The 12,307-nt window shown below is 59.5% G+C and carries 16 protein-coding genes; 7 read left to right on the top strand and 9 right to left on the bottom strand.

Annotation, left to right across the window (positions count from 1 at the left end):
- The first annotated feature begins 31 nt into the window (after positions 1 to 31).
- On the top strand, positions 32 to 490 hold the full coding sequence (locus tag OC71_RS03965; protein WP_041064481.1) for a GyrI-like domain-containing protein: 459 nt from the start codon (positions 32 to 34) through the stop codon (positions 488 to 490).
- Here OC71_RS03965 and ada read toward each other — a convergent pair.
- The 5 genes from ada to OC71_RS03945 form a co-directional block, all read right to left on the bottom strand.
- Positions 487 to 1,554 (bottom strand): bifunctional DNA-binding transcriptional regulator/O6-methylguanine-DNA methyltransferase Ada, encoded by a 1,068-nt coding sequence (gene ada, locus OC71_RS03960; protein ID WP_041064478.1) that lies wholly within the window; start codon positions 1,552 to 1,554, stop codon positions 487 to 489. The genes OC71_RS03965 and ada overlap by 4 nt on opposite strands.
- 86 nt (positions 1,555 to 1,640) lie before the next feature.
- Positions 1,641 to 2,306, bottom strand: a complete 666-nt coding sequence (gene alkB / locus OC71_RS03955; protein ID WP_041064678.1) for a DNA oxidative demethylase AlkB — start codon at positions 2,304 to 2,306, stop codon at positions 1,641 to 1,643.
- A 5-nt stretch (positions 2,307 to 2,311) separates the two neighbouring features.
- Positions 2,312 to 3,022: a 2OG-Fe(II) oxygenase gene (locus OC71_RS03950; RefSeq protein ID WP_041064475.1), complete on the bottom strand. Its 711-nt coding sequence runs from the start codon at positions 3,020 to 3,022 to the stop codon at positions 2,312 to 2,314.
- Positions 3,023 to 3,116: 94 nt separating this feature from the next.
- The gene (locus OC71_RS28315; protein WP_162531605.1) at positions 3,117 to 3,293 is read right to left on the bottom strand and encodes a hypothetical protein; all 177 of its coding nucleotides are present in this window, start codon (positions 3,291 to 3,293) and stop codon (positions 3,117 to 3,119) included.
- Between the two features lie 23 nt (positions 3,294 to 3,316).
- Positions 3,317 to 3,619, bottom strand: a complete 303-nt coding sequence (locus tag OC71_RS03945; RefSeq protein WP_041064472.1) for a DUF1883 domain-containing protein — start codon at positions 3,617 to 3,619, stop codon at positions 3,317 to 3,319.
- A gap of 212 nt (positions 3,620 to 3,831) precedes the next feature.
- On the opposite strand from OC71_RS03945, the gene OC71_RS03940 reads away from it, so the two are divergent.
- Positions 3,832 to 4,188, top strand: a complete 357-nt coding sequence (locus OC71_RS03940; RefSeq protein WP_041064469.1) for a hypothetical protein — start codon at positions 3,832 to 3,834, stop codon at positions 4,186 to 4,188.
- Positions 4,189 to 4,260: 72 nt separating this feature from the next.
- A complete protein-coding gene (locus OC71_RS03935) occupies positions 4,261 to 4,491 on the top strand; it encodes a hypothetical protein (RefSeq protein WP_027612691.1) in 231 nt (76 codons plus the stop codon).
- Positions 4,492 to 4,493: 2 nt separating this feature from the next.
- Here the strand turns inward: OC71_RS03935 and OC71_RS03930 are convergent, their stop codons facing one another.
- Entirely contained in the window at positions 4,494 to 4,781 is a 288-nt protein-coding gene (locus OC71_RS03930) for a hypothetical protein (RefSeq protein ID WP_084234123.1), read from the bottom strand.
- Positions 4,782 to 4,933: 152 nt separating this feature from the next.
- Positions 4,934 to 5,119 (bottom strand): hypothetical protein, encoded by a 186-nt coding sequence (locus OC71_RS03925; protein WP_007964653.1) that lies wholly within the window; start codon positions 5,117 to 5,119, stop codon positions 4,934 to 4,936.
- 258 nt (positions 5,120 to 5,377) lie between these two features.
- Between OC71_RS03925 and galU the strand changes: the two genes are divergently transcribed.
- Positions 5,378 to 6,217, top strand: coding sequence for a UTP--glucose-1-phosphate uridylyltransferase GalU (galU, locus tag OC71_RS03920; protein ID WP_007912230.1), 840 nt, complete (start codon positions 5,378 to 5,380; stop codon positions 6,215 to 6,217).
- Between the two features lie 342 nt (positions 6,218 to 6,559).
- Here the strand turns inward: galU and OC71_RS03915 are convergent, their stop codons facing one another.
- Both OC71_RS03915 and OC71_RS03910 read right to left on the bottom strand, forming a co-directional pair.
- Positions 6,560 to 8,308 (bottom strand): phosphoethanolamine transferase CptA, encoded by a 1,749-nt coding sequence (locus tag OC71_RS03915; protein ID WP_041064457.1) that lies wholly within the window; start codon positions 8,306 to 8,308, stop codon positions 6,560 to 6,562.
- 199 nt (positions 8,309 to 8,507) lie between these two features.
- Positions 8,508 to 8,690, bottom strand: coding sequence for a DUF6026 family protein (locus OC71_RS03910; protein WP_041064455.1), 183 nt, complete (start codon positions 8,688 to 8,690; stop codon positions 8,508 to 8,510).
- 249 nt (positions 8,691 to 8,939) lie between these two features.
- Between OC71_RS03910 and gnd the strand changes: the two genes are divergently transcribed.
- From gnd to OC71_RS03895, 3 genes are read left to right on the top strand one after another with little or no spacing between them, the layout of a single operon-like run.
- Positions 8,940 to 9,944, top strand: a complete 1,005-nt coding sequence (gnd, locus tag OC71_RS03905; protein WP_305809626.1) for a phosphogluconate dehydrogenase (NAD(+)-dependent, decarboxylating) — start codon at positions 8,940 to 8,942, stop codon at positions 9,942 to 9,944.
- Entirely contained in the window at positions 9,941 to 11,464 is a 1,524-nt protein-coding gene (gene zwf / locus OC71_RS03900; RefSeq protein WP_041064450.1) for a glucose-6-phosphate dehydrogenase, read from the top strand. Before gnd ends, zwf begins: the two co-directional genes overlap by 4 nt.
- Entirely contained in the window at positions 11,461 to 12,267 is an 807-nt protein-coding gene (locus tag OC71_RS03895) for a Cof-type HAD-IIB family hydrolase (RefSeq protein WP_041064449.1), read from the top strand. The genes zwf and OC71_RS03895 overlap by 4 nt, the downstream gene beginning before the upstream one ends.
- Positions 12,268 to 12,307: the final 40 nt, after the last annotated feature.

Here is a 12,307-nt window from a genome sequence, read left to right as displayed (position 1 = left end):
CGCACTTCTATTACAGGGAGCGGCATTTTCGATGGATTTGAAACGACAGCAAATCGACGCCTTCTCCGTGGCCGGCCTGCGGGTGCGCACGACCAACGCCGCAGAGCACCAGCCCCAGAGCGCAAAGATCGGCCCGATGTGGGGCCGGTTTTTCAGTGAAGAACAGGCCGAGAGTATTCCCGGCAAGATCCCCGGCTCAGCAATTTATGGTGTGTATTCGGCCTATGAATCCGATGCCTCGGGTGCGTTCGATGTCACCGCGGGGGTCGCGGTCAATGCACGACCAAAAGGCTATGAGACCGTACAGATCGAAGCCGGCGAGTATCTGGTGTTCGAGGCGCAGGGCCCATTGCCCGACGCGGTCATTGCGACCTGGGGACGGATCTGGACCTTCTTTGAGGAGAACCCTCAGATTCAGCGCCGTTATGCCACCGACTACGAGGCCTATACCGGCCCCGAGTCCGTGTCGGTCTACATCAGCGTGCGCTAAGGCTGGGTTTCGCGATCCAGCAACTGGCGCTTGCGCTCCACACCCCAGCGATACCCCGAGAGATTGCCATCGCTGCGCACCACGCGATGGCAAGGGATTGCCACGGCCAGACGGTTGGCGCCGCAGGCTTGCGCCACCGCGCGCATGGACGTCGGCGCGCCAATGCGTTGTGCGATTTCGGCGTAACTGGCGGTGCGACCCACCGGGATTTCCCGCAACGCCTGCCACACCCGTTCCTGAAACGCTGTGCCACGCACATCCAGTGGCAAGTCGAGGCCCAGTGCTGGGGCTTCGATGAAGCCCACCACTTTGGCAATCAACTGTTCGAACCCGGCGTCGGCGCCAATCAAGTTGGCCTGACGGAACTGATCCTGCAGATCGCACACCAGTTGATGCGGATCGTCGCCCAACAGGATCGCACACACCCCGCGTTCGCTTTGCGCCACCAGAATCGCGCCAAGTGAGCACTGGCCAACCGCAAAGTGAATGTCGTTGTTGCGCCCTGCAGCGCGATAATCACCGGGCTTCATGCCCAGTAGCTTGTCGGCCGATTCGTAAAAGCGGCTGTTGGAATTGAAGCCTGCGTCGTACAGCGCATCGGTCACCGAGCCGCCATTCGCGAGCCGTTCCCGCACCCGGCGCGAGCGATGCGCCGCCGCGTAACTCTTTGGTGTCAGGCCGGTTGCGGCCTTGAACACCCGATGAAAATGGAAAGGACTGAGGCCGGCGGTTTCGGCGAGTTCATTGAGCGCGGGCACTGTTTCACTCGACTCGATCTGCCGACAGGCCATCGCCACGGTCGCGGCGTGCTGGCTGGCGACGTCAGTCTGATCCTTGCTCGTGCGTTTGCTTGGGCGGTAGCCCGCCGCTTCGGCAGCTTCGGCGCTGTCGAAAAATTCGACATTTTGCGGCTTGGGCAAACGCGAAAGGCTGCTCGGGCGGCAATAGATGCCGGTGGTTTTTACCGCATAGACAAACTGCCCGTCGGCTCGCGGATCCCGCGCGATCACGGCGGCCCAGCGTGGATCGGTTTCAACATTGATGATCGGTGAAAGCTTTTTCATGGCGAGTAGTCCGTTGACCTGTTTGATTCAGGTTAACCAGCTGCAATGTGGGTAACACTCCGGGCCTTGCGGTCAAACTTTTCAGATCACCCGGCGACCCGGAAGGTCAGATTGATTCGCCGCTCGCCCAGACGCGGATGCTGGCCGGGCTTGATCGGCAGCACACCGTGAAAACGCAGGCGATCGACCCCGCCCCAGACCACCATGTCGCCGTGCAACAGAGGAATGCGCTGGCTCTTGTCGCTGCGGACAAAACCACCGAACAGGAACATTGCCGGCAACCCCAATGACAGCGAAACGATCGGCGCCGCGTAGGCATGTTCGTCTTTGTCCTGGTGCAAAGACATCTTGGCGCCGGGGACATATTGGTTGATCAGGCAGGAATCCGCGTGAAATCCGGCAAATCCTGCGCGCTGCGCCGCTCTCTGTGCCAGTTCGAACAGCACTTGGGGCATTGCCGGCCATGGTCTGCCGCTCAGCGGATCCAAGGAGCTGTAGCGATAACCGCTGCGATCGGTGATCCAGCCCAGCGCTCCGCAGCTGCTGGTGCCCACTGACATGCTGAAACCGCCCGGGGTCATCATGTGACGCAATGGCGCTGCGGCGAGAACGCCGTCCAGTGCCGGCAACAGTTGATCGATCATCGGCAGGGCGAACCCGCGCAACACCCACGATTGTTCGCCGATTTGCTCGGCGCGGGGTTGTTGCTCGGGTTCGTGGTCGGCGAACAGGTCGAAGTGGCTTGGTCGCATGCTGCTCATATTGCGTCGTGGAAGATGATGCCCAGAGTATGCCGGTTTCCGCTGTGCAGGCGACTGACGCCATGACGCATGGTCACTCGATAATCGCCGCGTGTGCCGCTGACCGGGCGCTGGTTGACCGCGAATATAACTGCGTCACCCTTTTGCAGGTCCACGACGTGTGGTCGCGACTGCAGGCGTGGACGCTGCTCGGTCAGGACGAACTCTCCACCGGTAAAATCCTGTCCGGGCTCCGACAGAAGAATCGCCACTTGCAGTGGGAAAACCAGTTCTCCGTACAGATCCTGATGCAGGCAGTTGTAGTCCTGCGGGCCGTATTGCAACAGCAATGGCGTCGGCCGCAGCTGGCCGGCATCGTGACAGCGCTGCACAAACCCGGCATGGGTTGCGGGAAAGCGCACGGGCAGATTCATGCGTTCGTACCAGCGGTTGGCCAGCGGCACCAGGCGCGGGTAAAGCGCAGTGCGCAGACGTTCGATGGTTGTCGGCAGGGGATAGCTGAAGTACTTGTATTCCCCGCGACCGAAACCGTGGCGGGCCATGATGACCTGCGAACGAAACGGTTCGGTCTGCGAATACAGGGCGCTCAAGCGCTCGCAGGTTTGCGCCGACAGCAGCGAGCGGACGATGGCATAGCCATATTGATCCAGATGCTGTTCGAGGCACGCCCAATCGAGCGCATCCAGCCGAGACGGGGACATTGACATTCTGACTCCTGAACCCTTTGGTCGAGGCTGTCAGTCTGGGCAAATCCCGGCGGCAGAACACTCCGTCGCTTGCGGTCGAATCCGGGTTGATTGGTTACAGGGCTTTGCTGACGGCGATATCGCTGATCACATCTTCAGTCTGGCCGTGGATGGCATCCAGTGCAGCCTTGGCTTCTTCCACGGTGCCGTTTTGCAGTTGCGCGAACTCGAAGCGGCGTTCACCGTTGAGCTTGTATTTGATGACGTATTTGGTCGTTTGGGCCACGGTCATGCTTACCTTTGCGTTGGGGCAACTCAGCTCAGTTTGGAACTGGAGCGGCGGATGATCTTGATCGAGTGGGTCAGGGTCGGTTTGCGCGTGACGCTGATGGCGCGCCGGCTGACGGTGTCGATGGTGATGTTCCAGAAACCGGTGCTCGGCGCGGTGATGCGCGCAGGAAACGTGTCGAAAGCACCGCCGTGGTAGGTGTGGCGACCGCCGTTCTTGAACGCGCGGAAGTTGGCGTCGTTCATCAAACGGATGTTGCAGGTTTGCGAGCATTGGATGACGACAATGTCGTCTTCGTTGAGGTGCTCGCGCTGGTGAATGAATTTCATGGGCGCCTCCAGAAGGGCTTTTTCTACTAAATCAAAACGATAGCATGTGCGATTGGCGCAGTTTATCAGCCCGAACGGGTTATTATCCCGCCGTCGAGCGCTGCTTTGACAATTAAAAACGGTTATTCGCGATTCGCTGCGGGTTTAATGGAGTAAGCCTCGGAGAAAAATGGCATTACTGCTGTCCGAGGGTCTTTATGGGAGGTATTTGTATGAAGTGGGGTGTGGTGTGTCTGCCGTTGGTGTTGGTCATGGGTGGTTGCGCGAGTGTTTCCGAAATCAATGAAACCTTGCCCACCATGAGCGTGATTTCCGGCAAGAAACCCCATGAGTATGCGCAGTGCCTGGCGGACAAGCTGGCCAACAGTCGCGGCGCACTGCAGATGCAGCCGCACAAGGATGGCGTGCGGGTGATTGTTCCCGGGAAATTTTCCACTGGCGCGGCAGCGGTGTTTGATATCGACGATCGTTCCGGCGGCAGCAGCATCAAGTTGCATGAGCGCATGTCCAATGTGCCGATTCGTCCTCGCGACGTGCAAAACGCCGCCAATGCCTGCATTTCCGGCTGATAGAATAGCGGCCATCAGCACCAGTGCCGCCACAGTCATGCTGTGGCGGCATTTTCATTTTCGGAGTCGCGCATGAAGCGAGAGCAAGTACGGGAACGGCATGCAGAGGGCCTTATCTCTGCCACGCATGTGATTCAGAATCCGGCGAACTCGGGTGAGTGGATCGTGTTTTTCAAGAAGAGCGCCGGTCGCAGCTATTTTCTGGTCGACGATAACGACGAAGTCGAATCCTTCGCCCGGCTCGATGACCTGATTGAGATCGTGCGCGGGCTCGGGATCAAATTCGCCGAGATCCACATGTAGGTCTATTTGCAGACCACCACCACGCTGCGATTCTTGTAGTTGCCGACATCGACTCCCAAGGTCTTGTCGCTGTCCTTGGGTGCAGGCGTGCCGTCGGTACCGACAATGCGATAACCGGTGCCCGCGCAGGAGGCATCGGCTTTTTCGTAGCAGGTGGCCCAGGAGTTGGCTTCCCCGGAGCAGTCGATACTCAAACCCTGTTCGCCGTTGTTCAGGTAGGTGGTTTGCGAGGTGGCACAGCCACCCAGGGCCAATACCGCGATCAGCGGCAGCAATCTGTTCATGTTCATAAGTGTGTCGTCTTCAGCGAGGGAGGGGCTAAACGCTCTGACAGCGCCGGAGTGAAAAGGTTATAGCGATTGGCCACTTGTTTTCATCGGGTTTGCGAGCGGCCACAAAAAAGCCCTGCGCAAGGGCAGGGCTCGGCGCGTGTCGCAACCGGTCAGTCCTGATCTTTGCCACGGCGTTTGGACGACGCAGGGGTGTCAGTGAACACCGACGCCACATCAGTCGCCAGCTGCTCGCTGTCGAAAGGCCCGGCGATGTGTTCGCCATTGGTTGTGGTCAGGTTCCACTTGCCGTCTTTCTTGTCGATCACATACCCATTGATGATTTTTACCGCGGCCATCTATCTGTCTCGTTCGCTGGTTCAAAGGCGCCATGATACCGACAAATCCTCACATTGGGGGATGATGAGCGTAGAGTGATGCGGCGCATTTGCGTGTTTGAGCTACTCTGTTTTCGCGGGTCGAAGTCGCCAACGGAACTATCGGCGAGAATATTTCTCTATGTTGGCATCGGTTAGCCAGTGCGGGGCATTGTAAGGTGCACGCCGCCTGATTAGACTGCGCCGAAACTCGTACACACAGCCCTTTCAAGGACTTATATGATCAAGAAATGCTTGTTCCCAGCAGCCGGTTACGGTACTCGCTTCCTGCCAGCGACTAAAGCCATGCCCAAAGAAATGCTGCCGGTGGTAAACAAGCCACTGATCCAGTACGGCGTTGAAGAAGCTCTGGACGCTGGCCTGACTGAAATCTCGATCGTGACCGGTCGTGGCAAGCGCGCTCTGGAAGACCACTTCGACATCAGCTACGAGCTGGAAAACCAGATCAAGGGCACCGACAAAGAGAAATACCTGGTCGGCATCCGCAAGCTGCTGGACGAGTGCTCGTTCTCCTACACCCGTCAGACCGAAATGAAAGGTCTGGGCCATGCGATCCTCACCGGTCGCCCGCTGATCGGTGACGAACCCTTCGCTGTGGTACTGGCGGACGACCTGTGCGTCAACCTCGAGGGCGACGGCGTACTGACCCAGATGGTCAAGCTGTACAAGCAGTTCCGCTGCTCGATCATCGCCATTCAGGAAGTCGACCCGCAGGAAACCAGCAAGTACGGCGTGATCGCCGGCGAGATGATCCGCGACGACATCTACCGCGTCCACAGCATGGTCGAGAAGCCAAAGCCGGAAGATGCGCCGTCGAACCTGGCGATCATCGGTCGTTACATCCTGACGCCGGACATCTTCGACCTGATCGAGCAGACCGAGCCAGGCAAGGGCGGTGAAATCCAGATCACCGACGCCCTGATGAAGCAAGCCCAGAATGGCTGCGTCATGGCCTACAAGTTCAAGGGCAAGCGTTTTGACTGCGGTGGCGCTGAAGGCTACATCGAAGCGACCAACTTCTGCTTCGAGAACTTCTACAAGACCGGTAAGGCTTACTGATCGCGCCGGATCTGCAACGCGAAGGGTGTGAAAGCACCCAAGCGAATGCACCCACAAACGCCCCGACTTGTTCGGGGCGTTTGCTTTTGTGCTGGAAAAAACCTTGGACCTGGCGGCGCGATTGGCTGACGCCCTGTGGGCGCGCTGGCTGCTTTTTCAAGGGGGAGGGGGCGTGCGAACATGCTGGCCGCTCCGATTTCCCGCAGGCGGCACAGCAGAGCCCCGTAAAAGCAGGCAACCTGACCGCCCAGAACGAAAAAAGCTCCGTATCTTGCGATACGGAGCTTTTTCTTTATGCGTTACTCCGATTGCGATCTCTCGTAACCGGCGCCTTCCAGGCGGTTACTGCTGCACGACATTCGCTGCGGTGGGCTCGACCTTTTTCGGCTTCATCAGGCTGAAGTCGATCAGGGCGCGCTGCTCGCGTTCATACGGGTTGCCAATCATCAGCGGACGCGGTTTGAAGCTGTCGCTGACCAGGCTCTTGCTGCGGTCCAGTTCATCGAAACTCAGACCGGCCATGTCCGCCCAGGTGTGGATCAGATGCGAGCTGCTGTACGGCCGGCTCAGGTCGGCGGCAAAGTTCCAGTCATGGTTCTCGCGCCATTTCGGCGAAGCCCAGGCCATGAACGGGATGGTGTACATCGGTGCCGTCGGTTTGTTCTCGTTACGGCCGAGGGTGTTGTGGCCGACCGAGTCAAACACATCTTCACCGTGGTCGGAGAGATACAGCAGGAAACCATTCGGATCGGACTTGGCGTAGTCCTTGATCAGGCTCGATACCACGAAATCGTTGTACAGCACGGCGTTGTCGTAGCTGTTGTAGGTCGGCACCTGATCGTCACGCACACCGGCCGGCACGCCGGTACGGTCCTGGAACTTGTCGAAGGTCGGCGGATAGCGGTACTGATAGCTCATGTGCGTGCCGAGCAGATGCACGACGATCAACTTGCGCTGCGCCGGGTCGCTCAGCGCCTTGTTGAACGGCTCAATCACGTCACCGTCGTACTGCGCGGCGTTCTGGTTGCGGTTGTTGTTCAGGTACACCTGCTCGTCGGCCTGTTCGGAGAAGGTCGTGAGCATGGTGTTGCGCTTGGTCATGGTCTGCTGGTTGGTGATCCAGAAGGTCTTATAGCCGGCCTGCTTCATCATGCTGACCAGTGACGGCGTGGACAGGTACAAGTCCGGATTCTCTTCGTCGGCGAAGGTCAGCACCTGCTGCAACGCCTCAATGGTGTACGGGCGCGGGGTGATGACGTTGTCGAACACCGCGAGCTGATCCTTGAGCTTGTCCAGTTCCGGCGTGGTCTTGCGGCCATAGCCATACAGGCTCATGCGCTGGCGGTTGGTCGATTCGCCGATCACCAGTACCAGCGTCGACGGTTTATCCGCGTCGGCAGCCTTGAGGTTATGCAGCGGCGGGACCTTGCTTGCACTGTGCAGCATGTCCTGCATGCCGGCCAGAGTGTCGAGGTATCGGTGGTAAGCCACGGCCATTTGCCAAGGCACCGCTGGCTCGATGCGGTCTTCGAACTTCTCGAAGCCGCCGGCGAAACTGCCGGTACGCTGGGTCTGTTTGATCAGCGGGTAGCCGACTACGGCGAAGACGATCGCGATCGCAGCCACGAACGCACGGCCTCGGGGCATGTACACCGGGCGCAGGCGGGTCCACAGGAAATAGGCGAAAGCGGTATGGGCGAGGAACGCCGGGATCATCCACCAGGCAAAGTACTGGGTCATGTACTCGCCGGCTTCCGACACGTTCGACTCGAACATGATGAAGATGACGCTTTGCGAGAACTCCTGCTGATAGATGAAGAAGTAGCCCAGGCTGGCCATGGAGCAGGCCCACAGGACGATACCGATCAGCGCAGCCAGCAATTTGGTACGTTTGGGGAACGCCAGCATCGGGGCGAGCCACAGCGCACTCATCACGAAGGCCTGACGGAAACCGCTGAAACCGGAGGTCCCTGTCAGTTGAATCAACAGTTGGGTGATGCCCGAGAAGTACCAGAAAAAAGCAAAGAGCCAGAGAACCCCGGCCCAGTCGAAACCTGTCGCAGTCGTTTTGCTGCGTTTGAACAATGCCATTCAGCACTCCAGCTCATCGTCACTAACCACCGCCGGAACACTACATCAAACCGACGAACGGAAGCCGCGCGCAAACGCACGGCCAGAATGGGCGCGAGTATCACGAACGTAATGTGAAAACTTCGTTAGTTGCTGATTGTTGGCAGGAGCGGATCATGACGGGAACGACGGGCGCCGTTCCCGAAGCTGGCGGGGCAGGTCAGGCGTGCGGTTGACGCTGGACTACCGGCAGAGGTTTGGGCTGAGCGCCCTGGGTCAGCGAGCGCAGTTGCGCCAGCTCCTGCTTCAATTGGTCGCGCTCGTCCTTCAACTGGCGCAATTCATCGCGACGGATCGTGACATACAGGGTTTGTGGCGGCATTGCTGTGTGTACTGTGCCCATTGCTCACCTCGCAAATGGCGTGTCTCAACTGCAGATTGTCCCGGTGCCGGGCTACTGATCTGCTATCGGCGCCAATTTTGATTTCTTTTGCCCATGAATGGAACTTTTTTATTTTTCATGGTCGGTGTGTCTTCGGCATGATTCGGGGCGTTATCAGTCTGGATCGGGCACAATGCCCGGAAACTTCGGCCCGACGCTCTGGACTAACCTCCATTAGTCGCGTTGGGCTATAACCAATGACACACATTTATTTGTAGTAAGGAGCATCAGCACATGCAACTCGGGATTATTGGACTGGGCCGCATGGGCGGCAATATTGCGCGGCGTCTGATGCTCAACGGTCACACCACCGTTGTTTACGACCGCAATACCGCCTTTGTCGACACCCTGGCCGCCGAGGGCGCCACAGGCGTTGCCGATCTGCCTGCGCTGGTCGCCGGCCTGGCCAAGCCACGTGCCGTGTGGGTCATGCTGCCGGCCGGTGCGCCGACCGAAGACACCATCAACACCCTGAGCGATTTGCTGGAAGCCGGCGACACCATCATCGATGGCGGCAACACCAACTATAAGGATGACATTCGCCGGGCCAAGACCCTCGCCGAAAAAGGCCTGCACTACATCGACGTTGGCACCTCCGGCGGCGTCTGGGGCCTGGAGCGCGGTTACTGCATGATGATCGGCGGTGATGCCGAGACCGTGAACCGTCTCGACCCGCTGTTCGCCGCTCTGGCGCCGGGCATGGGCGAGATTCCACGCACCAAGGACCGCAAGTCCGAGGATCACCGCGCCGAACACGGCTACATCCACGCCGGTCCCGCTGGTGCCGGGCACTTCGTGAAGATGATTCACAACGGCATCGAGTACGGCATGATGGCTGCCTTCGCCGAGGGCTTCGACATCCTCAAGACCAAATCCAGCGAACGCCTGCCGGAAGATCAGCGTTTCGACCTGAACGTGGCCGACATCGCTGAAGTCTGGCGTCGTGGCAGCGTCGTTTCCTCCTGGCTGCTCGACCTGACCGCCGACGCGCTGGCCAGCGATCCGAAGCTCGACGGGTTCTCCGGTTCGGTGGCGGACAGCGGCGAAGGTCAATGGACCATCGAAGCGGCCATGGAACAAGCGGTGCCGGTACCGGTGCTGTCCAACTCGCTGTTCTCGCGCTACCGCTCGCGCGGCCAGGGCACGTTTGGCGACAAGATTCTCTCGGCCCAGCGCTTCGGCTTCGGCGGCCACGTGGAGACACCGAAGAAATGACCCATACGATCCGCAGAAAATCCAAGGCAGAACCCGCACCACCGACCACGCTGTTTCTGTTCGGTGCCCACGGCGACCTGGTCAAGCGCTTGCTGATGCCGGCGCTGTACAACCTCAGTCGCGACGGCTTGCTTGACGAAAATCTGCGGATCGTCGGCGTTGATCACAACGCCATTACCGATGAGGCCTTCGCGCAAAAACTCGAAGACTTCATCCGTACCGAAGTGGCGGCGAAGGTCGGCAAGGGCGATCAGATGCTTGATCCGGCCTTGTGGGCCAAGCTCGCCAAAGGTATCAGCTACGTCCAGGGCGATTTCCTGGACGACAGCACTTATTCCGCGCTGGCGGCAAAAATCGCCGACAGCGGCACGGGCAACGCGGTGTTCTACCTGGCCACCGCGCCACGTTTTTTCAGTGAAGTGGTGCGCCGTCTCGGCGCCGCCAAACTGCTCGAAGAAACCCCCGAAGCGTTCAGAAGGGTGGTGATCGAGAAACCGTTCGGTTCCGACCTGCACACTGCCGAAGCCTTGAACGCCTGCCTGCTCAAGGTCATGTCCGAGAAACAGATCTATCGGATCGACCATTATCTGGGCAAGGAAACCGTGCAGAACATTCTGGTCAGCCGGTTCTCCAACAGCTTGTTCGAAGCGTTCTGGAACAACCATTACATCGACCACGTGCAAATCACCGCCGCGGAAACCGTCGGCGTTGAAACCCGTGGCAGTTTTTACGAGCACACCGGTGCGCTGCGCGACATGGTGCCCAACCATCTGTTCCAGTTGTTGGCGATGGTTGCCATGGAGCCGCCGGCCGCGTTTGGCGCTGACGCTGTGCGCGGTGAAAAGGCCAAAGTGGTCGGCGCGATCCGCCCGTGGAGCGTCGAAGAGGCGCGGGCCAATTCGGTACGCGGTCAGTACAGCGCCGGCGAAGTCGATGGCAAAGCGTTGAATGGCTATCGCCAGGAAGCCAACGTGTCGCCTGACAGCAACACCGAAACCTATGTCGCGCTGAAAGTCATGATCGACAACTGGCGCTGGGTGGGCGTGCCGTTCTACCTGCGCACCGGCAAGCGCATGAGCGTGCGCGATACCGAAATCGTCATCTGCTTCAAACCGGCGCCGTATGCGCAGTTCCGCGACACCGAAGTCGATGAACTGCAGCCGACTTATCTGCGTATCCAGATCCAGCCCAACGAAGGCATGTGGTTCGACCTGCTGGCAAAACGGCCGGGACCGGCGTTGAACATGGCCAACATCGAGCTGGGGTTCGCGTACAAGGATTTCTTCGAAATGCAGCCGTCCACCGGTTACGAAACGCTGATCTACGACTGCCTGACCGGCGACCAGACGCTGTTCCAGCGCGCCGACAACATCGAGAACGGCTGGCGCGCGGTGCAACCGTTCCTTGATGCCTGGCAGCAGGACGCGAGCGTGCAGACTTACGCCGCCGGGGAAGACGGTCCACAAGCCGCCAACGATCTGCTGACTCGCGATGGTCGCGTCTGGCATGGTCTGGGATGAGTGAGTCGATCCGTTTTTTATTGAGTGACATGGACGGCACGCTGTTGCTGCCCGATCACAGCCTGAGTCAGCGCACCATCGATGCGGTGCGTTCGCTGCGCGAGGCGGGCGTGTTGTTCAGCCTGGCCACCGGGCGCCCGCCCAAGGCCATGCTGCAGCAGATCGAAGCCTTGGGGGTCGATCTGCCGACCGCCGCCTTCAATGGCGGCACCATCGTCAATCCGGACGGCAGCGTGTTGGTGGCGCATTACCTGCCGGTACCGACGGCGTTGATTGCCCTGGCGTTGTTCGCCGATCAGCCGGAAGTGGAAATCTGGGTGTTCAGCGGTGGCGACTGGCTGCTCAAGGATCCGCACGGGCCGATGGTGCCGCGCGAACAGCACGGCCTCGGTTATCCGCCGGTGGTGGTCGAGAGTTTCGAGCCGTTTCTGGAGCGCATCGACAAGATCGTCGCGACCAGCAACAACACGGATTTGCTGATTGAACTTGAGGCGCGCCTGCTGCCCAAGGTCAACGGCATGGCTCAGGTGTCGCGTTCGCAGCCGGTTTATCTGGACGTGACGGCGCTGGAGGCCAACAAGGGCACCGCGCTGTCGACGATTGCTGCGCATCTGGGCATCCCGCTGGTGCAGACGGCGGCGATTGGCGATGGCGGTAACGACCCGGCGATGTTCCATTGCGCGGGATTGTCGATAGCCATGGGGCAGGCGGAGGAGGCGGTCAAGCGGCAGGCTGATGTGGTGACTGCGCCAAACACCGAAGATGGCGTAGCCCTGGCGATCGAGAAGTACATCCTCCCGTAACACTTGTAGGAACTGCTGCAGACTGCGATCTTTTGATCTT

This window comes from Pseudomonas sp. W15Feb9B, assembly GCF_000828175.1.
In the GTDB taxonomy this organism is placed as follows: Bacteria; Pseudomonadota; Gammaproteobacteria; order Pseudomonadales; family Pseudomonadaceae; genus Aquipseudomonas; species Aquipseudomonas parakoreensis.
The sequence above is the reverse complement of the archived record's forward strand: the minus strand, read 5'-3'. Positions and strand labels throughout refer to the sequence as shown.

What these genes read in the sequence shown, in the direction of transcription:
- OC71_RS28315 (WP_162531605.1), bottom strand. Translation starts at nt 3,293, where the DNA reads ATGACCGTGGCCCAAACGACCAAATACGTCATCAAATACAAGCTCAAC.
- OC71_RS03950 (WP_041064475.1), bottom strand. Translation starts at nt 3,022, where the DNA reads ATGTCAATGTCCCCGTCTCGGCTGGATGCGCTCGATTGGGCGTGCCTC.
- OC71_RS03965 (WP_041064481.1), top strand. Translation starts at nt 32, where the DNA reads ATGGATTTGAAACGACAGCAAATCGACGCCTTCTCCGTGGCCGGCCTG.
- zwf (WP_041064450.1), top strand. Translation starts at nt 9,941, where the DNA reads ATGACCCATACGATCCGCAGAAAATCCAAGGCAGAACCCGCACCACCG.
- OC71_RS03915 (WP_041064457.1), bottom strand. Translation starts at nt 8,308, where the DNA reads ATGGCATTGTTCAAACGCAGCAAAACGACTGCGACAGGTTTCGACTGG.
- OC71_RS03935 (WP_027612691.1), top strand. Translation starts at nt 4,261, where the DNA reads ATGAAGCGAGAGCAAGTACGGGAACGGCATGCAGAGGGCCTTATCTCT.
- galU (WP_007912230.1), top strand. Translation starts at nt 5,378, where the DNA reads ATGATCAAGAAATGCTTGTTCCCAGCAGCCGGTTACGGTACTCGCTTC.
- OC71_RS03945 (WP_041064472.1), bottom strand. Translation starts at nt 3,619, where the DNA reads ATGAAATTCATTCACCAGCGCGAGCACCTCAACGAAGACGACATTGTC.
- OC71_RS03910 (WP_041064455.1), bottom strand. Translation starts at nt 8,690, where the DNA reads ATGGGCACAGTACACACAGCAATGCCGCCACAAACCCTGTATGTCACG.
- ada (WP_041064478.1), bottom strand. Translation starts at nt 1,554, where the DNA reads ATGAAAAAGCTTTCACCGATCATCAATGTTGAAACCGATCCACGCTGG.
- alkB (WP_041064678.1), bottom strand. Translation starts at nt 2,306, where the DNA reads ATGCGACCAAGCCACTTCGACCTGTTCGCCGACCACGAACCCGAGCAA.
- OC71_RS03940 (WP_041064469.1), top strand. Translation starts at nt 3,832, where the DNA reads ATGAAGTGGGGTGTGGTGTGTCTGCCGTTGGTGTTGGTCATGGGTGGT.
- OC71_RS03930 (WP_084234123.1), bottom strand. Translation starts at nt 4,781, where the DNA reads ATGAACATGAACAGATTGCTGCCGCTGATCGCGGTATTGGCCCTGGGT.
- OC71_RS03895 (WP_041064449.1), top strand. Translation starts at nt 11,461, where the DNA reads ATGAGTGAGTCGATCCGTTTTTTATTGAGTGACATGGACGGCACGCTG.
- OC71_RS03925 (WP_007964653.1), bottom strand. Translation starts at nt 5,119, where the DNA reads ATGGCCGCGGTAAAAATCATCAATGGGTATGTGATCGACAAGAAAGAC.